Source organism: Bacillus salipaludis (genome assembly GCF_004358205.1).
Genome location: NZ_SMYO01000002.1, coordinates 185237 through 210835, shown reverse-complemented (window position 1 = coordinate 210835; position 25599 = coordinate 185237). Strand labels below are relative to the sequence as shown.

Below are 25599 nucleotides of genomic sequence, written 5' to 3'. Positions count from 1 at the left end.
TCATCACCCTCCTATCCCAAGCAATATAGTTTCAAGTGTGGCATGAAGTGGTGAGCTTAGAACACTTGGATAAACACCGATTAACACGATTAAAGCAATCAAAACAACAACCGGTACAATTTCAACACCTTTTAGATCGACAACACCGGTAAATTCGCGATGTGCCTGGCCATAGGTAATCCCGAGAACGGCACGAAGTAAATAAACGGCAGTCATGATAATCCCGATGGTCCCAACGGCTGCAATCACTGGCATTTCTTTGAACAAGCCAAGGAACGCCATGAATTCGCTGACGAATCCGGACATACCAGGAAGTCCGAGTGAGGCAAGACCACCGGCAAGCAAGAAGCCTGCAGCTCGCGGCATCCCCTTCGCCATCCCGCCAAGATTTTCAATTAAAGATGTATCCGTGCGCTCGTAGAACACACCGACAAGGAAGAACAATAAAGCTGAGATTAACCCGTGGGAAACCACTTGGAAAATCGCCCCTTGAATCCCCGCTTCATTCATCGCCGCAAGACCGATTAACACAATTCCCATGTGAGAAATCGAAGAATAGGCCAAAACCATTTTGAAGTCGGATTGAATGAATGCCAAGAAAGCACCATACAAGAGATTGATTACCCCAAGGATGGCCAGCATGACGGCAAGCTTATCAAACTGTGCCGGGAAGATTCCCATTCCGAAACGAATCAAACCGTACGCACCGATTTTTAGTAGAATGCCAGAGTGAATCATCACCACTGACGGCGGTGCTTGTACGTGAACGCGGAGCATCCAGCTGTGCAATGGGAAAATTGGTAATTTTACACCAAAGGCAATGAGCAAGGCAATAAACAAGCCCATCTTTAAATCACCCGAAATCGGACCGCCTTTGACATTAACAATATGCTGTAATTGCTCAATATTCGTGGTTCCTGTTTTTGAAAACAAGATCATAATCGCGATTAATAATACCGCAGAACCTAATCCATTGTAGATTAAGAAGCTGAATGCGGCTTTTTCTTTTTCAAAATAACCCCATTTTCCGATTAAGAAGAAGGTTGGAATTAGGGTTACCTCGAAGAAGATAAAGAACAAAATTAAGTTTTCCGCTGTAAATACGCCGAGCATGCCAATTTCTAAAAGAAGGAACAGCATGAAGTAGCCTTTCCATTCTTTTTTCACAAATTGTGCCGCACCAATCGCTGACAACGTCGCAATCACCGCTGTTAATACGACTAATAACAGCTGGAAGCCGCTGATCGCAAGCTCGTAACGAACCGATAACAAATCCTTTGCGGCACCAGTTAGATTCCCAAATTTAATCCATGGAACCGATACGGAAAAGTCCGCTAGGTTTTTACCTGCTTGATAATGTAAATACACGGCAAGTGCCAGGAGCAAGGCCGGCAATGTAGCAAGGAAGCCAATCGCTTTGATTGCTTTTTCCGCTGTCTTTGGCATGAATGCTAAAATCACAATCCCTAGTAACGGGGAGAATACTAGGATTGAAAGAACGGATGTTAAATTCATTTTAAGTACCCCCCTGTTAACGCAAAGATGACAGCTAGAACGGCAAGACCCACGAAGGCAACTGCACCATAGGTTTGAACCTGTCCGGTCTGCATTTTCGAACCGGATGCTCCAAGTCCCTGTACAAACCCGACAACCCCCTTCACAATTCCCTCAACAATAAAGGTATCAATAAACTTAAGGAAGTAGCTGATTCCGGTTGTAACAGCAACCACTGTCATTTGGTAAAATTCGTCGATGTAATATTTGTTTAACAAAATTGTATGCAGCATATCGCCAGTTCCACTCAACCAGTTGCGTGATACTGAGCGTTTACCGTAGATCAACCATGCAAGGTAAATTCCGAGCAAGGAGACAACGGTTGCGGCAATCATAATCCACACAGGCGCTTCTACATGGGCGTGTGCTGCCAAGGTTTCGTTTCCATCCACTAACCAGTCGCCAAGAAATTCTCCGAACCATGGTGTATTAACATAACCACCAATTACCGCTAACACGCCAAGAATAATCATTGGAATCGTCATATTGGATGGTGATTCATGAACATGCTTTTGGTCACCGCGCGCTTCACCGGTAAACACCATGAAGAACAAGCGGAACATATATAATGCTGTAAAGAAAGCCGCAATCAGCGCCAATACGAAAAGGATTGGATGGCCGCCTTCCCATGCGGATGCTAAAATTTCATCTTTACTAAAGAAACCTGATAAAAGTGGAACCCCACTAATGGCAAGCGTTCCGATTAAGAATAATGGTCCTGTCAGACGAAGCTTTTTCCAAAGGCCGCCCATTTCCTCGATGTTTTGCGTATGTACCGCATGGATGACACTACCTGCTGCTAGGAACAGCAATGCTTTAAAGAATGCATGTGTCATTAAGTGGAACACACCCGCCACATAGCCGGCAGATCCGAGGGCAAGCATCATGTAGCCAAGCTGGCTGACGGTTGAATAGGCTAATACCCGCTTAATATCTGTTTGCACAAGACCGATGCTTGCGGCAAAAATCGCTGTAATCCCGCCGATCACGGCAATGACAAGCAGCGCTGTTTTACTTGCTAAGAACAATGGGAATAGTGCTGCAACTAAGTAAACCCCGGCAGCAACCATTGTTGCGGCGTGGATTAAGGCCGAAACTGGTGTCGGGCCTTCCATCGCATCAGGCAGCCACGTATGAAGCGGGAACTGACCTGATTTACCAACAGCCCCGATAAAGATCAGAATAGCTGTTAAGGTGATCATCGATTGTGAAACAGCACCGTTTTGGACGGCAGCAAAAATTTCACTATATTCAAAGCTTTTCGTTTCCCAGAACAAGAGGATCATCCCGATTAATAGCCCAACGTCCCCGATACGGGTCATGATGAAGGCCTTTTTGGCAGCAGCCCTTGCCTCTTCTTTGTAAAAATAAAAACCGATTAAGAGGAAGGAACCGACACCGACAAGCTCCCAGAAAATATAGGTTTGCAATAGGTTTGGTGAAATGACCAGACCAAGCATTGCAAAGGTAAATAGTCCTAAATAGGCATAGAATACGTGGAACCGCTCGTCACCATGCATGTACCCTTTTGAATAGGTATGTACTAAGCAACTTACGAGCGATACAATCACTAGCATTAATGCATTTAATTGGTTCACTTCAAAGCCCGCTGTTAAATGAAGATCTCCTATCGTCAGCCAGTCTGCCTTTGTCATATAGGTTGGCTCTGTGAAGCGTTCAAAGAGCACTAACACCGAATAAACAAGCGATGCCAATGTGAGCAGAATTCCCACATATGCACTCGCCTCCTTCAGGCGCTTCCCGAAAAGAAGAAGGAGCACAAACGATAATAGCGGGAAAAGCGGTATGATCCATGCATTTTCCATCAATATCACGATCCCCTTTTTTAAACGCGCTACCGCTGTAAATTTTATAAAATTGCGCGTCAGATTGGGCCCGCTAAAAATAGCAGGACAGATAAAGGTGTGGTCAAGACCACTTACCTCCTCACAGGTTATAAAACACTACCTGCGCATTCATTCACAAAATGTTCAAGATTTCCCAGTTGAAAATCTCTTGTTTGATTAGTTTTTCAATTTGTCCATTTCGTCAATGTTTACCGTCTTACGGTTGTTGTAAAGCGAAATGAGGATGGCTAATCCGACGGCTGCTTCGGCTGCGGCTACGCAGATGGCAAATAGGGCAAAGATTTGTCCGGTGATGGACGGTGCTAAGCCGTATTTGCTAAAAGTAACCAGGTTGATGTTAACAGCATTCAGCATTAATTCAATTGAGATTAGGACAATTACGGTATTGCGTTTTGTTAAGGCACCGTACAATCCGATGCAAAATAGAATCAGCGCAAGGGCCAGGAAGGCTGAAGCAGGAACTGAACTCATTCGTCGTCCGCCTCCTTCTTGTCTTTTTTCGCTAAAACAATCGCCCCAACCAATGCCACTAAAAGTAAAACAGAGGTTAACTCAAATGGAATCACCCATTTTGAGTAAAGAGCTTTACCGATTTGCATGGTGTTATTTTCATGCAAAGTGGTAGGAACTTGTTCGATATTGAAGTTATAGATCCCAATGTATACGGCAAATGCGAAGCCTACAACCCCTAGGAACAATAGAAATTTTCGGAGCTTGCCTGTTGTTGGTTCACTTTCGTCATCATGCTTCGTTAACATGATTCCAAAAAGCATAATGATGGTAATTGCACCTGAATAAATTAAGATTTGGACACCTGCAACGAATTCTGCTGACAGCATAACATAGATGCCGGCAATGGCAACGAAAGTGAATATGAGGGCAACGACCATGTGCATAACCTTTGTCAGGTTTAAAAGCAGCACACCACCGATGACCGCAGCCAAGGCAAGACCCAAAAATGCGAGAAACTCGCCTGAAAATGTCATGGTTTATTCACCTGCCGTATGTTTTCGTCGTTTTCATCTAACCATTCAAGGTTTTTAAATAGAGCATCCCTGCTGTATTCAGCAAGCTCAAAGTTATTGGTCATGATAATCGCTTCTGTCGGGCACACCTCTGTACATAGATCACAAAGGATGCAGATTTCAAAGTTAATATCATAGGTATCGATGATTTTCCCTTTTTTCGTTGGATCCGGGTGTTTTTTACCGACTAAATCAATACATTCGGTCGGGCAAATGTTCATGCACTGGTTACAGACGATACATTTTTCCGGATAGAATTTTTGAATGCCGCGGAACCGGTCAGGCAGTGGCAGCGGCTTATTCGGATAGTCATAGGTGACCTTTTCTTTTGTTAATTGTTTTAGGGTATATTTCAAGCCTTTTGCTAATCCAAGCACGTTTTTCACCCCTTTTATCATTTTAAAGTATGCTTTTCTGCCATACGTGAGGCAGTCAAGTATGGGACAACTCAAGTCTCGCAACGAGAAATGGGTTCCTTTTTAAAAAGGTCTTAATCAATTAGCTGCTGATTTCCGCTCCAGGCACTTCGCTTTCCGTGGGCGGTCCGTGGAGCCTCCTCGTCGCTTACGCTCCTGCGGGGTCTCCCCTGCTCCGTACTCCCACAGGAGTCTTCGTGCCTTCCGCTCCAATCAGCCTTTAACACATTCTTTAAAAAAATAAGGTTTTGATTAGGGCGGTTAGGAAGATGTTTGCCAGGGATACTGGCAGTAATACTTTCCAGCCCATTTCCATCAAGTGGTCGGCACGCAGACGCGGGAACGCTACACGGAACCAGATGTAGACGAATAGGACGACAGCAAATTTAAGTGCGAACCAAACTGCTCCTGGGATAAATCCAAGGAAATGGAATGGTGGCAGCCATCCGCCAAGGAAGATGGTCACAATGAGTGACGTCATCGCAAATAGGTACACATACTCGGCCAGCATGAAGAATGCCCAGCGGAAACCTGAGTACTCGACGTGGTATCCAGCGACAAGCTCTGATTCCGATTCCGGAAGGTCAAATGGTGTCCGGTTTAATTCTGCGACCGATGCGATTAAAAAGACGATAAAAGCGATTGGCTGTAATAGGATAAACCAGCCATGGCTTTGTTGGTGCACGATATCGTTTAAGTTTAAGCTGCCGGTGATAAGGATGATTCCCACCACTGACATGACAAGCGGGATTTCATAGGAAATCATTTGGGCTGCCGCACGCATTCCTCCGATAAGGGCGTACTTGTTGTTTGAAGCCCAGCCGCCGGTTACGACTCCAAGTGTGGTTAACCCGGAAACCGCAATGTAGTAAAGCAAGCCGACACCGATATCAGCAAATTGAAATTTGTCGGTAAACGGAAGCGTTGCCAGCACCATGAACGATGGTGCAAACGCAATGACCGGCGCCAAAATAAATAATGGACGGTCCGCAAGTGTCGGAATAATATCTTCTTTTAATAATAGTTTCAAGACGTCCGCAACGGTTTGCAAGAGTCCCCAGCGGCCGCCGACTTGGTTCGGACCGTGGCGGAGCTGCATGTACCCCATGACTTTCCGCTCTGCTAATATCCCGTAGGTAACGAAGCCAAGCACGACTAAAAGTAAAATGACTCCGAGTAAAAAGAAGATGAGAAAATTGAACAATCCAGGACTTGATTGGAGCAAATTATTAATCATTAGCCGTCAACCTCCCCAAGGACAATATCTATGCCCCCTAAGATGGCGATGAGGTTTGCGATATTTTCTCCTTTTAATAGTTTAGGGAGAATTTGCAGATTGTAGAAGGATGGCCTTCTCAGCTTTAAGCGATATGGCTCTTTCTTACCATCACTGCTAATATAAACGCCAATCTCTCCGCGTGGTGCTTCGATTCTGACATATGCTTCACCTTTAGGCGCTTTGATGATTTTTGGCACTTTCGCGAGTATGTCCCCTTCTGCCGGGAATTGTTCGCAGGCCTGCTCGACAATTTTCAAGGACTCTTCAATTTCCTTCAGGCGCAGCTGGTAGCGTGCCCAGACATCCCCGCCGTCAAGGGTCGGAACATCAAAATCAAAACGGTCATAAATCGAATATGGTTCGTCCTTGCGCAGATCCCATTTAACACCGGTACTGCGAAGGTTTACACCGCTAAGGGAATAATTGAGTGCATCTTCTTTTGTGTATTTTCCAACGCCCTTTACACGGCTAAGGAAAATTTCATTTCCGGTAACTAGGTCATGGTAGCCTTTGACTTGTTCTCTCATGTAAGGGACAAAGTCTTTAACTCTTTCGACCCAACCTTCTGGAGCATCCCATTTGACGCCTCCAACACGCATATAGTTAAAGGTTAAGCGGGCACCAGATAATTCGTTTAGGAAATTCAAGATCATTTCCCTGTCGCGGAAAGCGTATAGGAATGGACTGACGGCCCCCATATCGAGGAGGAAGGTTCCCCACCACAGGATATGGCTTGAAATCCGCCCTAATTCCATCGCAAGAATCCTTAAATATTCAGCCCGTTCTGGTACTTTAATTCCCATCATCGTTTCGACTGCATGACAGAGAACATAGTTGTTCGTCATCGCTGATACATAATCCAAGCGGTCTGTATAGGGAATGATTTGAGTATATTGCAGGTTTTCAGCAAGTTTTTCTGTTCCGCGGTGTAAGTAACCGATAACAGGGTTTGCTTCGGTAATAATTTCCCCATCGATTTTTACAACAAGCCGGAATACTCCGTGCGTACTTGGATGCTGAGGACCTACGTTTAACATCATTTCTTCTGTTCTGATCATTGGCTATACCTCCACATCGTACGGCTCATAATCTTTTCTAAGTGGATGGCCAACCCAATCTTCTCCGAGCATGATTCGGCGTAAATTCGGATGTCCTGTAAACTTAATTCCTAGCAAATCATAAGCTTCACATTCTGCCCATTCCGCACCTGCCCAAATTGGCGTGACGGACTCGATCGTTGGTTCATCTCGGTCAATTTTCACTATGACAGCGACAGATTGACGGTTTTTGTATGAGTAAAGATGAGCATAAACTTCCATATGTGATTGAAAATCGGTTCCATGGATCTCGGATAAATAATCGAATCCTAACAGCTCATTGTATTTTAAAAATTGTGTAAGCTTATAGTAGGATTCACGTTTTACCACGAGGGTTGGAACGTCTTTGGACAGTTTATTAATATAAGAATCTTCTAAAACCTCTGCGCCCAAATTTTCCTCAATTACTTTTCGGTATTTATCCAGGAATGGCTGATTTGGTGACGCAGCTTCCTCGGCTGCCGGTGCTGGTGCATCGCCCGCTTTGCCGGCTGCTTTCGCCTTTGCGGCTGCTGCCGCTGCGGCCTTTGCTTTCGCTGCTGCGATGGCTTTTGCTTTTTCGTCATCGCCGCCTGCTGCTGCTTTGGCTTTTGCTGCTGCTGCGGCCTTCGCTTTGGCGGCTGCAATTGCTTTTGCCTTTTCGTCATCGCCTGCAGGAGCATCCGAAGCTCCACCAGCTAATTCCGCTGCTTTTCGCTTCGCTGCTGCTGCGGCTTTCGCTTTGGCCACTGCGGCTGCCTTTTTCTTCGCTAGATCATCGTCGCTGCCCGCTTCCGCTGCTGGTGCTTCCGCCGGTTCCTCAACAATGCCTTCTCGTTGCTTTTTCGCTAATGCGGCAGCTTTTGCTTTCGCTGCTGCTGCGGCTTTTTTCTTCGCTAGGTCATCGCCTTCTGCTGGGGCTTCCTCTGCTGGTGCAACCGGTTCCTCAACAATGCCTTCTCGTTGCTTTTTCGCTAATGCGGCAGCTTTTGCTTTCGCTGCTGCTGCGGCTTTTTTCTTCGCTAGGTCATCGCCTTCTGCTGGGGCTTCCTCTGCTGGTGCAACCGGTTCCTCAACAATGCCTTCTCGTTGCTTTTTCGCCAATGCGGCTGCCTTTGCATTCGCTGCTGCTGCGGCTTTTTTCTTCGCTAGGTCATCGCCTTCTGCTGGGGCTTCCTCTGCTGGTGCAACCGGTTCCTCAACAATACCTTCTCGTTGCTTTTTGGCAAGTGCGGCTGCCTTTGCTTTCGCTGCTGCTGCAGCTTTTTTCTTGGCAAGATCGTCAGCGTCGCCTGCTGGGGTTGGCGTGTCTTCAGGCTTCGGTGCGTTTTCTCCGGCTTCCTTCGCCTGGCGTCTCGCTAGTGCGTCCGCCTTTGCCTTTTCAGCGGCTTCTCGCTTTAATTGTTCGAGATCTTTCTCCCCGCTCATGGATTACATCACCTTCTTCCCAGTCTTCGCTTCGTAACGAATCTTTTCCTTTAACTTATTGATTCCATATATTAAAGCAGCCGGGTTTGGAGGACATCCCGGGATATAAACATCTACCGGGACGATTTGATCCACACCTTTAACAACGGAATAGGATTTCACATACGGTCCGCCCGCTGTCGCACACGATCCCATCGCAATTACCCATTTCGGTTCCGGCATTTGATCATATAAACGGCGAAGAATAGGTGCCATTTTTTTCGTCACGGTCCCTGACACAATCATACAGTCCGACTGCCTCGGCGACGTCCGGAAGAACGATCCGAATCGGTCCAAGTCATAGTGGGAGGAACCAACGGCCATCATTTCAATCGCACAACAAGCCAGACCAAATGTCAGCGGGTAGATCGAATTGCTTCGCGCCCACGCCTTCACCTGCTCTAGTGTTGTCATAAATACATTCCTCTGTAACTCTTCCATTTCCTGAGGCGATACGTTGTCTAGTTTTAGGTCCATTTTAACACCTTCTTCTTCCAAGCATAGGCTAGGCCAATTAGCAGCATGACAACGAAAATTAACATTTCAATCAATGCAAAAATGCCTAGTTTATCATAGGCAACAGCCCATGGATATAAAAATACAGTTTCTACATCAAAAATAACAAACATTAGGGCAAAAATATAATAGCGGACATTGAACTGTACACGGGAATCGTGAAATGGCTCAACACCGCTCTCATATGTGGTATTCTTTGCATCACTTGGTGCATGAGGACGCAAAAGCTTACCTAAATATAATGCTACCGCAGGCAGCAATACCCCGAGACACAGAAACACAAAAACAATCAGATAGTTATTCTGATATACATTTAGAAGTTCCATGTCTATCCCCTCCAATGTTGAAAATTTTCTTACTAGTAAATATTTGTAACCGAATACATTATAGCATTGATATATACCGGTGTCGACAAGCCTCCGCCTTTAAATTGGAAATACAAAAAAGGTCATTTTTATTCTAAAAAAAGACGTAGAAACTCTGATAAATCAAGCTATTATGCTTCAATAATTCGACAACAACCCCTATTTAACTACAAAACCTCCATACTGTCAGTGAGATTTGTCATTAATTGTTCATCTTCTTCATTTAAAAACTAGACTTGTTATCATTTTCACTACTACAATCATATTCTTGTACGGTGATTTCATGCTTGGAATAGTGAAATGAGTAAAAAGGAGTGTAGGATACTTGAACCACCGTTATTTTCTGGTCACTTCACTTTTCCCGCTTTAAAAACAAAAGGCCCCTCAAAAAAGAGGGGCTCCGTCTGCACAAGGGTAATCGCTTTCATTACTTCAAGTTGTATTTATAACTATCACCCAAAATATACTGTTTTCCAATATGCACAGGTCTGTCGTTTTCATCATAGACCGTTGTTTCCATGTAAAAAAGAGGTTCTCCGCTCGATGTATGAAGTAAATTGACTTCTTCCTCAGTGGCACGAACAATCTCCAATGTTAACTCTCCCGCACGATCTGGTTTTACATTCAGCTTTTCTTCCAATATCTTGTAGACAGAGTCGTCCAAGTTTTCATTTAATAATGAATGAAAATCTTTATATGAAAAGTAGTTATTTTCAATCATAATCGGTGATTCATCCGCATATCTTACTCTCTGAATGAATAACAATGCATCTCCCTCATCGAGTTGAAGTCTTTCTTTATCCTTGGGTGTTGGTTGAATGATTTCCTTTTTAAAGACTTTACTGCTGGCTTTCATACCATTTGCTTTACAAGCATCCGTAAAGCTTAAAAAATGAACGATTTTTCTTTCAATTTTCCTTTTGTTTACAAACGTACCTTTCCCCTGCTTTTTAACTAAATAGCCTTCTTCTACTAAATCGAGGATTGCCTTTCTTACCGTAATCCTGCTAATCTTATACTCTTCGCTCAATTCTAATTCAGTGGGAATTTGATCTCCGAACTTTAATTGCCCATTTAAAATCGAACTGCGGATGGATTCCTTTAATTGGATGTATAAAGGAATTTGATTATCTTGTTTTAACATTTGTTTCACCTGCCTTCATTACGTCATTCTGTCTACATTCAAGTATATAGAATTTCATTCACCCTATCAATTTCAAAAAAAATCGGAAAAAACATTCAATGTCCTTTCAATTGCAGCATCCGGATTTTGCACATATTGATAAGAAGTATATTCTAATGTTAGAGAGCCCTTGTAGCCAATTTCATTCAATTGTTCGATGTATTTCTGTAGAGGAAGGACCCCATCACCCCAGACAAGATGGCCTTCAGGTTTTCCATCAATAAAATGAATATGAACTAAATCTTCCTTTAATAAGCTAAAATAATCATGGAAATCTTCGTTCGCCAATGCCATTGGAATACTATCAATCATTCCTTTAAGATATGGGCTGTTCACTTCATCTAACATGGCTTTAAGTGTCTTCGCATTGTAAATTAAATTTGACTCTACCCTTGTTAATGGTTCAAGCGCAAGGATTAAGTCTAAATTAGCGGCAACCGTTGTTAATCGTTCCAATGAATCTCTTGTTCTTTTCCATGCCTCATTGCAGTTCTCATTTTCATAGCCCCAGCCTGGAGTAACTAACAGCATGGGCGCATCCAACTCTTTCGCGGCTTGGGCTGATTTAATAAAGTATTGGATACTTTTTTCCCGGATTCGATCCTCTTTTGCTGCAAGATTGATTGGATATACACACTGCTCTGGTGTAAAGCAGACAACCGATAAATCTCTTCTATCAATCTCTTTCTTTACTTGTCTAATGTCTTGGATACTCATATCATCCACATAAAAATGCGGAGAGGCACCCCATAATTCAATATTTTTAAACCCGTATCGAACCATTGCATCTAAAAAGTATTCGAAAGAATAGTGTTTATAATGGAAGTTCATCCCTGTAACTTGGTCCCGTCTGATTTTTGCCATGTACTCAACCCCCTCCTTTTTCAGCTCATTATCAAAATCAACATAACATTATATTATGTTATAAGTCAATGTAATATTAATTTCTTCGGGTTTCAGAAAATTAAATGTTCGAAAAACATTGACAATTTATCTTTTGACACTTAATATAATGTTATATAATGTATTATTATATTCAATACAAAAGATTTTAAGGGAGGAAACATGAATGGTTAATTCACAAGTAGTTGTCGATCAGCAAGTTCAAAATGTTTTAGATGCTTTGAAAGGACGTACCATCAACCACGTATATTTTGTTGCATGTGGAGGTTCTTCTGCCATTATGTATCCAAATAAGTACATATTGGACCGTGAAGCAAAAGATCTTACTTCTGATGTTTACAGTTCGAATGAATTCATTCATCGCAACCCTAGAAAACTTGGAGAAAATTCACTCGTTGTATTATGCTCTATGTCGGGTACAACTCCTGAAACGGTTAAAGCAGCAGAATTTGCCCGTCAAAAAGGAGCATTAACAGTTGGATTTACAAACCAGCCAACCTCACCTCTTGCACAAGAAAGTGAATTTGTTGTGAAATATGAGTGGGGCGCTGAATCCGTTGCTTTTAATACAAACTTAGGTTTACTCTATCAATTAACATTCGGCGTTTTAAACGTATTAGAAGGAAATGATAAGTTTGACAAAATGGTCAACAGCTTATCCAATCTCCAATCTGTGTTTGAGAAAGCCGCTAAGCAATATGAAGGCAAAGCACTACAATTTGGCCAGGAATACAAGGATGAAAAAGTGATCTATACAATGGCAAGTGGGGCAAACTACGGAATTGCTTATTCTTACGCCATTTGTATTCTAATGGAAATGCAATGGATCCACTCCAATGCCGTTCACTCTGGTGAGTACTTCCACGGTCCGTTTGAGATTATTGATAAAGACGTACCATTCATTATCCTGCTTGGCTTGGATGAAACACGCCCACTAGATGAAAGAGCATTAGATTTCTCGAAAAAATATGGTGAAAAACTAGTTGTATTAGATGCTAAAGATCTTGATTTAACTGGTGTTGACGAAGAGTTAAGGGGCTATATCGCACCGCTTGTATTGAATCATGTTCTTCGTAAATATGCTGAACAATTAGCAGAGGCGCGCAATCATCCACTATCACAAAGAAGATATATGTGGAAAGTTGAATATTAATAGTAAGAATTAGCTCCTCGAGTTTGAACTCGAGGAGCTTTTTTCATTTAGATTGTTGTTTATACCTACGTTCAAGCTTCTGATAGTCATCTTAACAGCGGGTTTTAATAGTTTATTAGCAAATCCAGTGTTTTATTTGCAAATTTATTATAAAAGCAACAAAGAGCCCCAAAAAATAACCTGCTCTTCAACAGAACAGGTTCATCTTATTAATGGCCAATGACAATCTTACTCTCCCGCTTCTTTCCATGACCAAAGGCGCCAAAGCGCTGGCACGTTTCAGCTGCAGCTGCGGAACCTTTTTCCATTGCAACCTGGGCATTTCCATGTGCGACATATTCTTTTAAAAAGATCGCTACAAACGTATCCCCAGCTCCAAGTGTATCCACTACATCGGTCTCGACAATACCCTGATCATAAACCTGAAGGGAATCCGAGAACAATGATCCTTCAGAGCCTCTAGTAACGACAACATTTGGTGTACCTGCCTTGTGTACCTTCGTAATTAACGCATTGCATTCCTCTTTGGTTAAATCTCCACCAGAGAAAATTGCATATTTCACATATGGACAAACCTGTTTTAAATAGTCATCATCATATTTGGTTGAAAAATCAAACGAAATATCGATGTATTTTTGCAATAATGGCAACTCTTTCTCCAAATGACTAAAAACGCTTGTATGCAGCAGCGAAAAGGTTTGAATATATTCTAGTTCCTCATCGGTAAGATTCAATTTTAGCTGCTGTTGGACTCCGCCTTTATTGGAGCCGACAAACTTCCGATCCCCAAGATCATCGAGTGTGACAACCGCTTCACCTGACGGACCAATCGCTCTTCGTACCCTTGAAACATTGAGATTTTCCAACTTTAACGAGTTAACAATATGATCGCCCTCTTCATCATTGCCGACAATCCCAATATAGGAAACCTCATCAGCACCATAACGTTTCCAAAAGACCGCCACATTTACAGCATTCCCGCCTGGAAACATCTCACCAAGGTCATCATAAAAATCTACTACATTATCTCCTACTGCTATCAATCTCATAATTGAAACCTCCCATATGGTGAATAAGAGAAAGATACCTCTTGTATCTTTCTCTAAATCTTATTAATAAGCCACTGTACGATAATATCTTCTAATCTCTAAAGAATGATTACGTTTATCTTCTAAATGGACACTCAGTCTTTGGAGAAGCGTCGATGTAACGATTGGTGATAAATATTTGCGGAACTCTTCATTAATTCCTTCTAGCTCAAACGCCTTTGTATCGATTACGGTCAATTTCTTTGTATACTTCTCAGCAAAAGCCTCAACACGGTCCATCAACGGGCGTGATTCATCTTCACCCTTAAGTAAAAGAACGCTCGTGTCTTCTTCCACTAGTTCCAAGGTGCCATGGAAGAATTCTGCTGCATGAATCGATTTTGTTTTAATCCATTGCATTTCTTCCAATACACACATCGCATAGGAGTAGGCACGTCCCCAGGTATTTCCGGAACCAACTACCATATGATAAGGCTCATCCTTATAAGCGACAGCAAAAGCTTCCGCCTTGTCTTCAAACTGTTCTTTTGCCTCGATTAATCGTTCTGGAAGAGCTTCCAACTGTGCTGCAAACTCCTCATAACGAGGGAAATCTCCATTTTTATTCATTAATTTAAAAATAAGTAAATAGAGAACTAGTTGATTCCCATCGCTGGCAAAGTCATTTTCTGCAAAATTAACGATTGGAAAATCAACTGTGTCAGCAAGCGGTTTATTGTACTCACCTGTCAATCCAATTGTTGTTGCGCCTTTTTCTTTACAATATTTCGCTGCTGCTACTGTCTCCTGCGTTGTACCTGATAGAGAAGATAGAATGACAAGCGATTGTTCACTTAGTTGTTTATGATTCTGTAGGACAACTTCTGCTGCGATTTCGGCATAGGCTGGAATCGTAGATGTTGAATTAATCATAAATTCAAATGGATAAAAGGTCGCAACAGCACCGCCTGATCCAATTAAGAAAATATTTTTAAACCCATTCTCATAAACCTCGTCCACTACCTTTTCAATTTCTTCGCGCAGCCCTACTGCACCGCCGGTTACCTTCAAATACTTCTCTCTACTAAAGTTTAACAATCTCATTCACTCCTTATTAAAATTAATATGTTATAAAACGTTATATACAAGATAATAATAGTGGGGCACTGATTGTCCCCGGTCTCTTATTATCCTTTTACACTTCCCTCGGCCAAGCCTCTGACAAAATACTTCTGCATCATCAGGAAGATGGCAATCAATGGTATGGCGGAAATGACCAGTCCAGCTAGTAAGACTCCCCAGTTTGTATTTAATGCATCTTTGAAAACTAATAAACCGGAAGTAATCGGCTTTACCTCTTCTGTTTGAATGAAAAGCATTGAGAATAAAAACTCATTCCATGAATAATAAGCAGTTAAAATGACACCCGTAAACATGATCGGTTTGCTCATTGGAAGAAATATTCTCACAAAAACATCTATACTCGTAGCCCCGTCGAGATAAGCTGATTCTTCCAATTCTTTCGGAATTCCGAGGAAAAATGAACGAATCAACAGAACCGTTAATGGAATTCGATAGGCTGTAAACGTTAAAATCAGCGCCCAATAGGTATCAAAAATCCCCATCTTTTGAATTAATTCATAGAGTGGAATTAAACCGCTTTGCGGGGAAAACATCAGACCAGCTGACACAAATAGGAGCAGGAACTTTCCTCCTTTTATTTGGAAACGGGTCAAACCGTATGCACATAACGAGCTAATCAAAACCGTTAAAATACATGTACCAATCGTAATGATCAAGCTATTAACGAAGTAGCTCGAAACCCCTTGTTCCCACGCAGCACTATAATTTGAAAACAGCCATTCTTTTGGAAGCCCCCAAGTATCGTTATAAATTTCTGTTGTATTTTTAAAGGAATTGACAACCATCCAAAAGATTGGATAGGCGATCGCAACAAAGTAAAGAAGTAGAAATAGAAAGATGATCCCAACGACGATGGAGAAGCCTTGTTTATGTTTTTTCGCTTTCGCACTGATTTTCGCAGGCTTTGCGATCGTTGCATTCGGACTCACCACTCCTGAATCTCCCTGTGATTCAATCGGTTTCATTTTTACTCCTCCCCTGTTTTTACGAACTTATTTTGTAGAAAATAGAAGATTAATGTGATACCCAAAATTACGTTTGCTATAGCAGAAGCAAATCCCGGTTGATTGTCAATAAACGCCTTTTGGTATAGATAGGTACTAAAGACTTGTGAAGAGTTATTTGGACCGCCAGCCGTTAATACGTATACTTCACTAAACACTAAGAATGAACCTGTTACGGTATAGATTAATAGCACAAAGGTCATTTCTTTTACCTGTGGAACTGTAATGCTAAAAAATGTGCGGATTTTTCCTGCTCCATCGATGGTAGCTGCTTCATATAATTCCCCTGGGACTTTTTGGACGGCCAACACATACAACATAACGGTGTAGCCAAGGCTTTGCCATTGAGAAACACCTATAACAGCGAAAATTGATGTTTTCGGATCCCCAAGCCAGCCTCTTGCCCAGTCACCCAAGCCAATTGCTTTAAGAAAACCATTTAGTAACCCAACCTCTGGATTATAGATGAAACTAAAGAGGATCCCAATTACGGTCATGGAAATAAGAACAGGAATAAAAAAAGTTGTTCGAAAGAATGTGGAAAATCTTCTGAAGATCTTGTCTTCTAATATCGCTGCAATCACTAATCCAAGACCAACTTGAATAATAACGGAGATAAAAGCGTAAAATAGATTGTTTTTAAGTACTGTAAAAAAGACGGGATCTTTAAAGAGGTGTACATAATTTTGTAGTGCTACAAATTTTCGATCTAAAGTAAATGGATTCCATTCATAAAAGCCATTTATTACATTTCGAACTAATGGATAATAAACAAATAATGCAAGCATAAGAATGGCCGGTGCTATGTATAAAACTGGGACAACTCGTGACTTGTGCATTCTATACCCCTCCCATCAATATCTATTAAAATATGTCGGTTTAAGAGGATCAAGGACTCCGCTAAACCGACATTTTAATAGATTTCATGTCTTCCTTTATTGATTTACTTGTTTCGCTGCATCCTGAACATTCTTCATGACTTGTTCTGGTGTCATGCTGCCGCCAAGCATAGCTTGTACCCCATCACCATATGGCTTAAATACTCTGCTGTCTAATGCGCTGTCAGTCCAAATGGCCATATTCTTTGCGCTCTTGATTAAATCCATTGCTTCGACTTCATGATCCGTCGCGCTATTCGCATTCACCGCACCATCCACCGTACTTGCCAAACCTGTATCTTTGATTAGTTTCTCTCCATTAACTTTAGAAGTCATAAACTCCAAGAACTCCATTGCTTCTTTCGGATGTTTCGATTTACTATGAACCATAAATCCTTCAGGTGCACCAATTAAGCCTTCTTGGTCACCTTTCGCTCCTGCAATGGTCGGTACTTTAAAGGTTCCCCATTTAAATGTAGCGTCTTTCATAAAGGTAATTTCCAATGATTCAAGGAATGTTACCGCTGCTTTGCCGCCAAGGAATAGGTTTCTTGCTTCGTCATGGGCAATCGCATTTGGATTATCATTCATATACGTTTTTAATTCATTTAATTTCTTTAATGCTTCTACATATCCAGGGTCTGTAAACTGGGCCCCTTTATAGCTTAAATCCTTATCTAAAACTTCCTTCGGTACTAGTCTCTGATTCAATGCTGTTACATAGTGAGCAGCAGCCCATGGTGCTTTATTCCCTAAAATAAGTGGTGTCGTTCCGCTCTTTTTAATGACAGCAAGGTCCTGAATAAATTCATCCCATGTCGTTGGTGCCTTTAAATTTAGCTTGTCAAACAAGTCTTTGTTGTAGAAGAATAACTTACTGTCAGTAAATAGTGGAACACCATAGACTTTATCATCCTTTTTAAAGAAATTTACTTGTGAACCAATTAATTTACCTGACCAATCTTTGTTCTCGTCATAGTATTTCGAGAGATCTAATGCTACACCATCCCGGATAAACTTTTGACCATATTCTCCTGCCCAAGTAAAGAAAACATCCGGCGGATTTTGACTTCCAAGAAGAACATTTGCTTTTTGCTTATAATCATCATTTAATGCGGTTACTTCTTTAATTTGAATGTTAGGGTGCTGCTTTTCAAAATCTGCAATCACACTCTTAAAGTAAGACTTGTATGGCTCATTTGGCCAACGGTAAAAAAATGTAATGGTTGTCTTTCCGTTTGCTGAATTTGAACTCGTGCTTTTCGAGGAACATCCGGCTAAAAATATGGACATTACCAAAAGGATACCAACTGCTAGATTAAGCCAACGTTTCATATACAAGATCCCCCTAATTAGTCTATAAACTATCAAATTACCAGATTAACCGCTTACAATTTCAAAATATGTCTTCTAAGTATCATTACACCCCACTGTCTCAGCGATTTTCCTATCACTTAATGTATTATAATATAATATTACATTCTATAACGTTTCACGTCAATATCAAAATAGCTTAAACTTTCAAACTATTTATTGTAAATTTAAAAAGAACCATTAATTCCAGCTCTTCTCATTAGAAAACGGTATATCAAAATAATTCTTTCCTATCTATAAATACCACAAAATCAGCAAATTTAATAGTAATAATATTATCTTTTTTCAAAATACTCTATACACCAGATAGAGTAACAAAAAACCCCTCCAAAAAGGAGGGGTTCTTATCTAAAAACATAATTATCTATTATCCGATACGGCGAGGCGGTTGATGGCACGTTGAAGAGCTAGTTCAGCACGCTTGAAATCAATATGTTCCTGCTGTGCTTGTTGAAGACGCTGTTCAGCGCGTTCCTTCGCCCTTAGGGCACGATCAACATCAATATCAGCTGCATTTTCCGCTGCTTGAGCTAAAATCGTCACTTGATCCGGACGAACTTCTAAAAATCCGCCGCTCACTGCGATCTGCTCTTGTTTACCGCCGCCTAACTTCAGACGAACAGCACCAATTTCAAGCGGGGCAACCAAGGGAATGTGGCCAGGCAAAATACCGAGTTCGCCACTTTTAGCTTTTGTACTAACCATTTCCACATCTGATTCATACACCGGGCCATCGGGAGTAACAACATTGACTTTAATCGTCTTCATTTTTTACCCTCCTGGCTGGAATTAGACCTCTACGCCCATGCGTTTAGCAGACTCAACCACTTCTTCGATGCGGCCGACAAGACGGAATGCATCTTCAGGAAGGTGGTCGTATTTACCGTCAAGGATTTCTTTGAATCCTTTAACCGTTTCTTTAACCGGCACATAAGATCCAGGCTGGCCAGTGAACTGCTCAGCAACGTGGAAGTTTTGTGATAAGAAGAACTGGACACGACGAGCACGAGCTACGGTTAACTTATCATCATCAGAAAGTTCGTCCATACCCAAGATCGCAATGATATCCTGTAATTCACGATAACGCTGTAAGGTTTGCTGTACTTGACGAGCAACACTGTAGTGCTCTTCACCAACGATTTCAGGTGACAATGCACGAGAAGTCGATGCTAACGGGTCCACCGCAGGGTAGATACCCATCTCAGAAAGCTTACGCTCAAGGTTTGTTGTTGCATCTAAGTGAGCGAAAGTAGTAGCCGGAGCCGGGTCCGTATAGTCATCGGCTGGTACGTAAATCGCTTGGATCGAAGTAACAGAACCTTTTGTTGTTGAAGTAATACGTTCTTGTAATTTACCCATTTCAGTAGCAAGTGTCGGCTGGTAACCAACAGCAGATGGCATACGGCCAAGTAACGCGGAAACCTCAGAACCTGCTTGTGTGAAACGGAAAATGTTATCGATGAACAATAACACGTCTTGGCCTTGCTCATCACGGAAATATTCAGCCATTGTCAAACCAGTCAAGGCAACACGCATACGTGCACCTGGAGGCTCGTTCATTTGTCCGAATACCATCGCAGTTTGCTTAATAACGCCGGAATCCGTCATTTCATGGAAAAGGTCGTTCCCTTCACGAGTACGCTCCCCTACACCAGCAAATACGGAAATACCGCTGTGCTCTTGTGCGATGTTATTGATCAATTCCTGGATTAATACGGTTTTACCTACACCGGCACCACCAAACAGACCGATCTTACCACCTTTAATATATGGAGCAAGAAGGTCAACTACCTTAATACCAGTTTCAAGAATTTCAACCTCAGTTGAAAGATTTTCATAGGTTGGTGCTTCACGGTGAATCGGATCACGGCGAGCGCCTGCAGGAATTTCATCCTTAAGGTCAATTACTTCCCCTAATACGTTAAATACACGGCCAAGAGTTGGTTCCCCAACCGGTACAGAAATCGGTGCACCTGAATCCAATACTTCCAAACCACGAGTTAACCCGTCAGTAGAAGCCATTGCAATCGTACGAACTGTATCATCACCTAAATGAAGGGCTACTTCAAGGGTTAGGTTGACTGATTCAGAACTAATTTTCAATGCATTATAGATCTCAGGCAATTGGGCGTTATCAAACTTAACGTCAACAACCGGACCCATAATCTGAACAATGCGTCCCTTGTTCATCATTTTCCCTCCTTACTTACTTTTTTGATCCAAAACCCCTTTTTTAAAAAAGGAACTTATCGAATCACACCGAACTCTGATTTCGGCCTGAAACTTGTTCACAGCAATGAATCACGATCCATCAACTGTTACAAGTCACAGACACGAAATAAGGTTCATTTTTCAAAAAACGGTCTATTCAAGTGCCGCCGCACCGCCGACGATTTCGGTAATTTCTTGCGTAATCGCTGCCTGGCGGGCACGGTTATACATAAGTGTATAGTTACGAATTAATTCTTTTGCATTATCGGTTGCATTCTTCATTGCCGTCATCCGGGCAGCATGCTCACTGGCTTTGCTGTCTAACAGCGCGCCATAGATTAGGCTCTCGGCATATTGCGGCAGGAGAACTTCGAGAATTTCTTCGGCAGACGGCTCGAATTCATACGAAATCAGCTTGCCAGTCGGTTTAATTTCCGAAAGCGGCAACAGCTTCTTTTCGGTTACTTCTTGCGAAATTGCGCTTATATAATGATTGTAATATAGATAAATTTCATCAAATGTACCATCAGCAAACATGCCAACTGTGCTCGATGCAATATCTTTAATGTCAGCAAATGAAGGTTGGTCTGAAATACCAATGATTTCAAGTGCTACTTTGATGCCGCGCTTCACGAAGAAGTCCCGGGCAACACGACCGATGGCAATAATCGCAAATTCGTCATTAGACTTATGATTTTGTTGAATGGTTTGGTTTACACGTCTTAAGACGTTACTGTTAAACGCACCCGCAAGACCACGGTCAGATGACATAACGATATAGCCTGTCTTCTTAACAGGACGTGCCTGTAGCATTGGGTGATTTACACCCTTACTGCCAAGCGCAATCGCTGCGGTTACCTCTTGGATTTTTTCCATGTAAGGGACGAATGATTTCGCATTCATCACCCCGCGGTTCCATTTTGCAGCAGAGGTCATTTCCATTGCTTTGGTAATTTGACTCGTCTTTTTCGTTGAATTAATACGAGTTTTTATATCGCGTAATGATGCCATTTTAAGTTCTCACCACCCTCACTAAAAGTGTTCAATGTTAGCCATGAATTACTCGGAAACTGCAAACGTCTTTTTGAAGGCGTTGATCGCAGATGCCCAATCGTCATCAGAAGGAAGATCCTTCGTTTTGGTAATATGGTCTAACAACTCTTTGCGATTGTGGTCTAACCATGTTAGGAATTCAGCTTCGAAGCGACGGATATCTTGTAATGGGATATCATCTAAGAAGCCGCGTGTTAATGCATATAGGATCGCTACTTGTTTTTCAACAGATAACGGCTTGTTCAAGTCTTGTTTTAGCACCTCAACGGTACGTGCACCACGATTCAGCTTCGCTTGGGTTGCTTTATCAAGGTCAGAACCAAATTGAGCAAATGCTTCTAGCTCACGGTATGAAGCAAGGTCAAGACGCAGTGTACCTGCAACCTTCTTCATCGCTTTGATCTGTGCCGATCCACCTACACGAGATACGGAAAGACCTGCGTTGATCGCTGGGCGAACACCGGAGAAGAAAAGGTCTGATTGTAAGAAAATTTGTCCATCTGTGATGGAGATAACGTTTGTTGGAATATAGGCAGAAACGTCACCTGCTTGTGTTTCGATAAATGGCAGTGCAGTGATTGAACCAGCGCCAAGGCTGTCGTTCAATTTCGCTGCACGTTCTAATAAACGGCTGTGCAAGTAGAATACATCCCCTGGATATGCTTCACGACCTGGAGGACGACGAAGTAACAAGGAAAGCTCACGGTATGCAGATGCTTGTTTTGTTAAGTCATCATATACGATTAATACGTGCTTACCGTTGAACATAAATTCTTCACCCATTGATACGCCCGCATATGGTGCCAAGAACAGCATTGGAGCTGGTTGTGATGCAGATGCAGACACAACGATTGTGTAATCTAATGCGCCATTTTTACGAAGGGTTTCAACCGCACCGCGTACTGTTGATTCCTTTTGCCCAATGGCAACATAGATACAGATCATGTTTTGGCCTTTTTGGTTCAAGATCGTATCGATGGCAACGGAAGTTTTACCTGTTTGACGGTCACCAATGATTAACTCACGCTGACCACGGCCGATCGGCACAAGTGCGTCAATCGCTTTAATACCTGTTTGTAATGGCTCATGAACGGATTTACGCGCCATAACGCCCGTTGCTACTTGCTCAATAGGGCGAGTTTTTGTTGTATTGATTGGACCCATACCATCAATTGGTTGTCCTAATGAGTTTACTACACGTCCGATTAACTCTTCACCAACCGGAACCTCCATGATGCGGCCTGTACGGCGTACTTCGTCACCTTCACGGATATCAGTGAAAGGTCCAAGGATGATAATACCGACGTTATTTTCTTCAAGGTTTTGTGCCATACCCATAACGCCGTTTGAAAATTCAACTAGTTCTCCAGCCATAACGTTGTCAAGACCGTGAACACGAGCGATACCGTCACCAACGGTGATAACCGTACCAACATCTGTTACTTGAATTTCCGCCTGATAGTTTTCAATTTGCTTTTTTATCAGGGCACTGATTTCTTCAGCTTTGATGCTCATGAGTTTCACCCCTATCTACAAATCTTAGCTTAACAATTTACGTTGCAAACGATCGAGCTTGCCGCGCAAGCTGCCGTCATATATACGATTTCCGATGCGGACCTTCACGCCGCCAAGTAATTCGGAATCCACGATATTTTCAATTCTGAGAGACTGCTTGCCAACTTTTGCTGCAAAAGTAGCAGAGATCGCCTCACGCTCAGCATCTGAAAGCGGGCGCACGCTGGAGACTTCAGCTTCAGCAACACCGGATGCTTCATATGCAAGCTCAATAAACTGGTCGACCACTTCAACAATTTCACCTTCACGGTGGCGGTCCATTAGAATCATTAATGTATTAACAACAAATCCATTAATGTTTGCAAAAGCCTGTTTTAAAATGGCTTTTTTGTTTTCCTTTGAAAGTTTTAAAGAGCTGAGAACAGCCTTTAAATCCTTATTCGTTTGGATTACTTCTTTTACTACACGAAGATCTTCTTCTACTTGACTTAGAACCTGTTGTTCTTTAGCAATTTGAAAAAGTGCCGACGCATAGCGCTTTGCTACGATGGAGTTACTCATCGGCGTTCTCCTGCCTCTTTAATATATTCGTTGATGAGTTGATCCTGATCTTGGGTATTCAACTCTTTCTCAATAACCTTAGAGGCGATTAATACAGACAAGGAAGCAACTTGTTCGCGAATTGCGGCCATTGCTTTTTCCTTTTGCTGATCAATCTCAAGCTTTGCAGCTTCTTTCACGCGTTCTGCTTCTGTGCGGGCAATCGCAATGATTTCCTCACGCTGAACATCGCCTTGCTTTTTCGCATTTTCGATTAAGCTTTGTGCTTCTGTACGTGCTTCTTTTAAAAGGCTTCTTTGCTCTTCTAAAAGCTTTTGCGCTTCAACACGGCTTCCTTCAGCCGCATTAATTTCACCTGCAATATGGTCTTCACGCTGTTTCATGATGCCCATTAATGGACCCCACGCGAATTTTTTAAGCAATGCTAACAAAATTAAGAAAACTACTAGTTGGAAAATACTATCTCCACCATTGAAATGGCCTGCGCTTTCTGCAGCACCTAGGACAAATAGATTGCCTGATAACACCACGGGTTCACTCCCTTCAAGAGTCGTTCGCTACTCGAAAAAGTATGTTCTCTATTGCACAAACATAAATGGCGAAGGTGTCTCTTCTTCCTCTCCGCCACTTGGGATTTTTCTCTCTACTAATTAACGTCCTAAAACCATGAACGCGATAACAACGCCGATGATCGGTAATGCTTCAACTAACGCAACCCCGATAAACATTGTTGTTTGTAATAAACCACGAGCTTCTGGTTGACGAGCGATACCTTCAACTGTACGTCCAACGATTAAACCGTTACCAATACCTGCGCCTACTGCTGCCAAACCAATTGCAATTGCTGCTGCTATAAGATTCATTATAATGTTCCTCCTTAAAAATGTATGAATAATTTAGTGTTTAAAAATATATTAATGGTCGTGACTCACTTTGTGAGACAAGTAAACCATTGTTAACATGGTAAAAATGTATGCCTGGATCGTTCCGACGAATACGGAGAAACCTTGCCAAACAAGGGTTAATGGTACGGCTGCTATCATACCAGCTACTCCGGTCCAAGCTAAGCCTCCCGCTAAAAGCGATAGAAGCAATTCACCTGCGTAAATGTTCCCATAAAGACGCAGACCAAGCGTTAATGTGTTCGCGAATTCTTCAATAATTTTCAACGGGAACAAGAATCCCATTGGGCTGAAGAATCCCTTTCCATATCCAGCTGCACCTTTTAGCTTTACACCATAATAATGGGAAAGCGCAACGACCATTACGGCCAGCGATAATGTGACAGCAGGATCGGCTGTTGGTGATTTCCACCAAAGCTTACCATCAACGGAGATAGAAAATGGAAGACCTAGCATATTAGATACAAAGATATACAAAATTAAGGTAAGTCCAAGGATGTGGAATCTTCCGCCTTCCTTCCAATCCATCGTACTGTTGATGATTCCTTTGACGAAGTCCATCACCCATTCAAAGAAGTTTTGCATGCCTGTCGGCTTCATCGCAAGCTTCCGGGTAGATAGAACAGCAATGATAAAAACAATGAGACTTGCTACAAGAATCATTAGATCATTCGCCAAGTTAAAGGTTAGTCCCCCAAATGTTACTAAAGGAGCTTCATGATGCATCTATGTTCACCTCACTTCCCTTATCATTTATGAAAATGCAATGCATGATAAAAATAATCTATCATAATGACAATATAGGATGTCATTAGTCCCATAACCACACTGACTACATGAAAGTAATTGGGCCATCTCATGGCAATAATCACTGCGATCGCGGCTGTCGCCATTCTTTGCAGCGAGCCGAGCGATTTCATTTTTTTACCTTTATCAAAGGCCTTGTCGAACTTCTCTGTTTTCTTGGTTAACATCCAGATGTTCAGAAAACTAAAGCATGTCCCAAGAATTAATCCTAAAAATACAGTTTTGTAGGAGGTAAACCCCCATCCAAGCACGAATATAGATAACAAGTACAAATTCCATTTTCGCTGCCTAGTAAATATCTCTCTAAAATCCGGCATA

Annotated in this window: 27 protein-coding genes; 1 reads left to right on the top strand and 26 read right to left on the bottom strand. The window is 42.2% G+C overall.

Annotated features, from left to right (window positions below; all coding sequences use genetic code 11):
- Window positions 1-3 precede the first annotated feature (3 nt).
- The 12 genes from E2K98_RS03775 to E2K98_RS03720 all read right to left on the bottom strand — a co-directional run bounded on the left by E2K98_RS03775 (window position 4) and on the right by E2K98_RS03720 (window position 11613).
- Complete coding sequence (locus tag E2K98_RS03775; RefSeq protein ID WP_133332944.1) at window positions 4-1515, bottom strand: NADH-quinone oxidoreductase subunit M; 1512 nt, start codon at window positions 1513-1515, stop codon at window positions 4-6.
- On the bottom strand, window positions 1512-3383 hold the full coding sequence (nuoL, locus tag E2K98_RS03770) for an NADH-quinone oxidoreductase subunit L (protein ID WP_133332943.1): 1872 nt from the start codon (window positions 3381-3383) through the stop codon (window positions 1512-1514). The genes E2K98_RS03775 and nuoL overlap by 4 nt, the downstream gene beginning before the upstream one ends.
- Before the next feature lie 195 nt (window positions 3384-3578).
- Window positions 3579-3893 (bottom strand): NADH-quinone oxidoreductase subunit NuoK, encoded by a 315-nt coding sequence (gene nuoK / locus E2K98_RS03765; RefSeq protein WP_133332942.1) that lies wholly within the window; start codon window positions 3891-3893, stop codon window positions 3579-3581.
- Window positions 3890-4408: an NADH-quinone oxidoreductase subunit J gene (locus E2K98_RS03760; protein WP_026572701.1), complete on the bottom strand. Its 519-nt coding sequence runs from the start codon at window positions 4406-4408 to the stop codon at window positions 3890-3892. Before E2K98_RS03760 ends, nuoK begins: the two co-directional genes overlap by 4 nt.
- Complete coding sequence (gene nuoI, locus E2K98_RS03755; protein WP_026572700.1) at window positions 4405-4824, bottom strand: NADH-quinone oxidoreductase subunit NuoI; 420 nt, start codon at window positions 4822-4824, stop codon at window positions 4405-4407. The genes E2K98_RS03760 and nuoI overlap by 4 nt, the downstream gene beginning before the upstream one ends.
- Window positions 4825-5095: 271 nt before the next feature.
- The gene (nuoH, locus tag E2K98_RS03750) at window positions 5096-6100 is read right to left on the bottom strand and encodes an NADH-quinone oxidoreductase subunit NuoH (protein ID WP_026572699.1); all 1005 of its coding nucleotides are present in this window, start codon (window positions 6098-6100) and stop codon (window positions 5096-5098) included.
- Window positions 6100-7200, bottom strand: a complete 1101-nt coding sequence (locus E2K98_RS03745) for an NADH-quinone oxidoreductase subunit D (protein ID WP_133332941.1) — start codon at window positions 7198-7200, stop codon at window positions 6100-6102. The genes nuoH and E2K98_RS03745 overlap by 1 nt, the downstream gene beginning before the upstream one ends.
- 3 nt (window positions 7201-7203) lie before the next feature.
- A complete protein-coding gene (locus E2K98_RS03740; RefSeq protein ID WP_133332940.1) occupies window positions 7204-8646 on the bottom strand; it encodes an NADH-quinone oxidoreductase subunit C in 1443 nt (480 codons plus the stop codon).
- 3 nt (window positions 8647-8649) lie between these two features.
- Complete coding sequence (locus E2K98_RS03735) at window positions 8650-9162, bottom strand: NuoB/complex I 20 kDa subunit family protein (protein ID WP_026572696.1); 513 nt, start codon at window positions 9160-9162, stop codon at window positions 8650-8652.
- Window positions 9153-9527, bottom strand: a complete 375-nt coding sequence (locus tag E2K98_RS03730; RefSeq protein ID WP_026572695.1) for an NADH-quinone oxidoreductase subunit A — start codon at window positions 9525-9527, stop codon at window positions 9153-9155. Before E2K98_RS03730 ends, E2K98_RS03735 begins: the two co-directional genes overlap by 10 nt.
- Before the next feature lie 466 nt (window positions 9528-9993).
- Window positions 9994-10710, bottom strand: coding sequence for a GntR family transcriptional regulator (locus E2K98_RS03725; protein ID WP_133332939.1), 717 nt, complete (start codon window positions 10708-10710; stop codon window positions 9994-9996).
- Window positions 10711-10782: 72 nt separating this feature from the next.
- Window positions 10783-11613, bottom strand: a complete 831-nt coding sequence (locus tag E2K98_RS03720) for a TIM barrel protein (protein WP_133332938.1) — start codon at window positions 11611-11613, stop codon at window positions 10783-10785.
- Between the two features lie 205 nt (window positions 11614-11818).
- Here E2K98_RS03720 and E2K98_RS03715 point away from each other — a divergent pair, with 205 nt between their 5' ends.
- A complete protein-coding gene (locus E2K98_RS03715) occupies window positions 11819-12805 on the top strand; it encodes an SIS domain-containing protein (protein WP_133332937.1) in 987 nt (328 codons plus the stop codon).
- A gap of 209 nt (window positions 12806-13014) precedes the next feature.
- Here the strand turns inward: E2K98_RS03715 and E2K98_RS03710 are convergent, their stop codons facing one another.
- From E2K98_RS03710 to E2K98_RS03645, 14 genes are all read right to left on the bottom strand, one after another.
- Complete coding sequence (locus E2K98_RS03710) at window positions 13015-13872, bottom strand: PfkB family carbohydrate kinase (protein ID WP_407921203.1); 858 nt, start codon at window positions 13870-13872, stop codon at window positions 13015-13017.
- Between the two features lie 45 nt (window positions 13873-13917).
- Complete coding sequence (locus E2K98_RS03705; protein WP_133332935.1) at window positions 13918-14937, bottom strand: SIS domain-containing protein; 1020 nt, start codon at window positions 14935-14937, stop codon at window positions 13918-13920.
- Window positions 14938-15020: 83 nt separating this feature from the next.
- Window positions 15021-15941: a carbohydrate ABC transporter permease gene (locus E2K98_RS03700; RefSeq protein WP_133332934.1), complete on the bottom strand. Its 921-nt coding sequence runs from the start codon at window positions 15939-15941 to the stop codon at window positions 15021-15023.
- Window positions 15942-15943: 2 nt separating this feature from the next.
- The gene (locus E2K98_RS03695; protein ID WP_133332933.1) at window positions 15944-16819 is read right to left on the bottom strand and encodes a carbohydrate ABC transporter permease; all 876 of its coding nucleotides are present in this window, start codon (window positions 16817-16819) and stop codon (window positions 15944-15946) included.
- A gap of 96 nt (window positions 16820-16915) precedes the next feature.
- A complete protein-coding gene (locus E2K98_RS03690; RefSeq protein WP_133332932.1) occupies window positions 16916-18193 on the bottom strand; it encodes an ABC transporter substrate-binding protein in 1278 nt (425 codons plus the stop codon).
- 399 nt (window positions 18194-18592) lie between these two features.
- Window positions 18593-19000 carry a F0F1 ATP synthase subunit epsilon gene (locus tag E2K98_RS03685; protein WP_133332931.1) on the bottom strand — a complete coding sequence of 136 codons (408 nt, stop codon included), beginning with the start codon at window positions 18998-19000 and terminating at the stop codon, window positions 18593-18595.
- 21 nt (window positions 19001-19021) lie between these two features.
- The gene (gene atpD, locus E2K98_RS03680; protein WP_133332930.1) at window positions 19022-20422 is read right to left on the bottom strand and encodes a F0F1 ATP synthase subunit beta; all 1401 of its coding nucleotides are present in this window, start codon (window positions 20420-20422) and stop codon (window positions 19022-19024) included.
- Between the two features lie 174 nt (window positions 20423-20596).
- Window positions 20597-21454, bottom strand: coding sequence for an ATP synthase F1 subunit gamma (gene atpG, locus E2K98_RS03675; RefSeq protein ID WP_133332929.1), 858 nt, complete (start codon window positions 21452-21454; stop codon window positions 20597-20599).
- Between the two features lie 48 nt (window positions 21455-21502).
- On the bottom strand, window positions 21503-23011 hold the full coding sequence (gene atpA, locus E2K98_RS03670) for a F0F1 ATP synthase subunit alpha (RefSeq protein ID WP_133332928.1): 1509 nt from the start codon (window positions 23009-23011) through the stop codon (window positions 21503-21505).
- 24 nt (window positions 23012-23035) lie between these two features.
- Entirely contained in the window at window positions 23036-23572 is a 537-nt protein-coding gene (locus E2K98_RS03665) for a F0F1 ATP synthase subunit delta (protein WP_133332927.1), read from the bottom strand.
- A complete protein-coding gene (locus E2K98_RS03660; RefSeq protein WP_133332926.1) occupies window positions 23569-24099 on the bottom strand; it encodes a F0F1 ATP synthase subunit B in 531 nt (176 codons plus the stop codon). The genes E2K98_RS03665 and E2K98_RS03660 overlap by 4 nt, the downstream gene beginning before the upstream one ends.
- 123 nt (window positions 24100-24222) lie before the next feature.
- On the bottom strand, window positions 24223-24435 hold the full coding sequence (gene atpE / locus E2K98_RS03655) for a F0F1 ATP synthase subunit C (RefSeq protein WP_026572680.1): 213 nt from the start codon (window positions 24433-24435) through the stop codon (window positions 24223-24225).
- Window positions 24436-24486: 51 nt separating this feature from the next.
- Window positions 24487-25200: a F0F1 ATP synthase subunit A gene (gene atpB / locus E2K98_RS03650; protein WP_133332925.1), complete on the bottom strand. Its 714-nt coding sequence runs from the start codon at window positions 25198-25200 to the stop codon at window positions 24487-24489.
- Between the two features lie 23 nt (window positions 25201-25223).
- The gene (locus tag E2K98_RS03645; protein WP_026572678.1) at window positions 25224-25598 is read right to left on the bottom strand and encodes an ATP synthase subunit I; all 375 of its coding nucleotides are present in this window, start codon (window positions 25596-25598) and stop codon (window positions 25224-25226) included.
- Between the last annotated feature and the right edge of the window lies 1 nt (window position 25599).

What these genes read in the sequence shown, in the direction of transcription:
- E2K98_RS03775 (WP_133332944.1), bottom strand. Translation starts at nt 1,515, where the DNA reads ATGAATTTAACATCCGTTCTTTCAATCCTAGTATTCTCCCCGTTACTA.
- nuoK (WP_133332942.1), bottom strand. Translation starts at nt 3,893, where the DNA reads ATGAGTTCAGTTCCTGCTTCAGCCTTCCTGGCCCTTGCGCTGATTCTA.
- E2K98_RS03760 (WP_026572701.1), bottom strand. Translation starts at nt 4,408, where the DNA reads ATGACATTTTCAGGCGAGTTTCTCGCATTTTTGGGTCTTGCCTTGGCT.
- nuoH (WP_026572699.1), bottom strand. Translation starts at nt 6,100, where the DNA reads ATGATTAATAATTTGCTCCAATCAAGTCCTGGATTGTTCAATTTTCTC.
- E2K98_RS03745 (WP_133332941.1), bottom strand. Translation starts at nt 7,200, where the DNA reads ATGATCAGAACAGAAGAAATGATGTTAAACGTAGGTCCTCAGCATCCA.
- E2K98_RS03740 (WP_133332940.1), bottom strand. Translation starts at nt 8,646, where the DNA reads ATGAGCGGGGAGAAAGATCTCGAACAATTAAAGCGAGAAGCCGCTGAA.
- E2K98_RS03735 (WP_026572696.1), bottom strand. Translation starts at nt 9,162, where the DNA reads ATGGACCTAAAACTAGACAACGTATCGCCTCAGGAAATGGAAGAGTTA.
- E2K98_RS03730 (WP_026572695.1), bottom strand. Translation starts at nt 9,527, where the DNA reads ATGGAACTTCTAAATGTATATCAGAATAACTATCTGATTGTTTTTGTG.
- E2K98_RS03725 (WP_133332939.1), bottom strand. Translation starts at nt 10,710, where the DNA reads ATGTTAAAACAAGATAATCAAATTCCTTTATACATCCAATTAAAGGAA.
- E2K98_RS03720 (WP_133332938.1), bottom strand. Translation starts at nt 11,613, where the DNA reads ATGGCAAAAATCAGACGGGACCAAGTTACAGGGATGAACTTCCATTAT.
- E2K98_RS03715 (WP_133332937.1), top strand. Translation starts at nt 11,819, where the DNA reads ATGGTTAATTCACAAGTAGTTGTCGATCAGCAAGTTCAAAATGTTTTA.
- E2K98_RS03705 (WP_133332935.1), bottom strand. Translation starts at nt 14,937, where the DNA reads ATGAGATTGTTAAACTTTAGTAGAGAGAAGTATTTGAAGGTAACCGGC.
- E2K98_RS03700 (WP_133332934.1), bottom strand. Translation starts at nt 15,941, where the DNA reads ATGAAACCGATTGAATCACAGGGAGATTCAGGAGTGGTGAGTCCGAAT.
- E2K98_RS03695 (WP_133332933.1), bottom strand. Translation starts at nt 16,819, where the DNA reads ATGCACAAGTCACGAGTTGTCCCAGTTTTATACATAGCACCGGCCATT.
- E2K98_RS03690 (WP_133332932.1), bottom strand. Translation starts at nt 18,193, where the DNA reads ATGAAACGTTGGCTTAATCTAGCAGTTGGTATCCTTTTGGTAATGTCC.
- E2K98_RS03685 (WP_133332931.1), bottom strand. Translation starts at nt 19,000, where the DNA reads ATGAAGACGATTAAAGTCAATGTTGTTACTCCCGATGGCCCGGTGTAT.
- atpD (WP_133332930.1), bottom strand. Translation starts at nt 20,422, where the DNA reads ATGAACAAGGGACGCATTGTTCAGATTATGGGTCCGGTTGTTGACGTT.
- atpG (WP_133332929.1), bottom strand. Translation starts at nt 21,454, where the DNA reads ATGGCATCATTACGCGATATAAAAACTCGTATTAATTCAACGAAAAAG.
- atpA (WP_133332928.1), bottom strand. Translation starts at nt 23,011, where the DNA reads ATGAGCATCAAAGCTGAAGAAATCAGTGCCCTGATAAAAAAGCAAATT.
- E2K98_RS03665 (WP_133332927.1), bottom strand. Translation starts at nt 23,572, where the DNA reads ATGAGTAACTCCATCGTAGCAAAGCGCTATGCGTCGGCACTTTTTCAA.
- atpE (WP_026572680.1), bottom strand. Translation starts at nt 24,435, where the DNA reads ATGAATCTTATAGCAGCAGCAATTGCAATTGGTTTGGCAGCAGTAGGC.
- atpB (WP_133332925.1), bottom strand. Translation starts at nt 25,200, where the DNA reads ATGCATCATGAAGCTCCTTTAGTAACATTTGGGGGACTAACCTTTAAC.
- E2K98_RS03645 (WP_026572678.1), bottom strand. Translation starts at nt 25,598, where the DNA reads ATGCCGGATTTTAGAGAGATATTTACTAGGCAGCGAAAATGGAATTTG.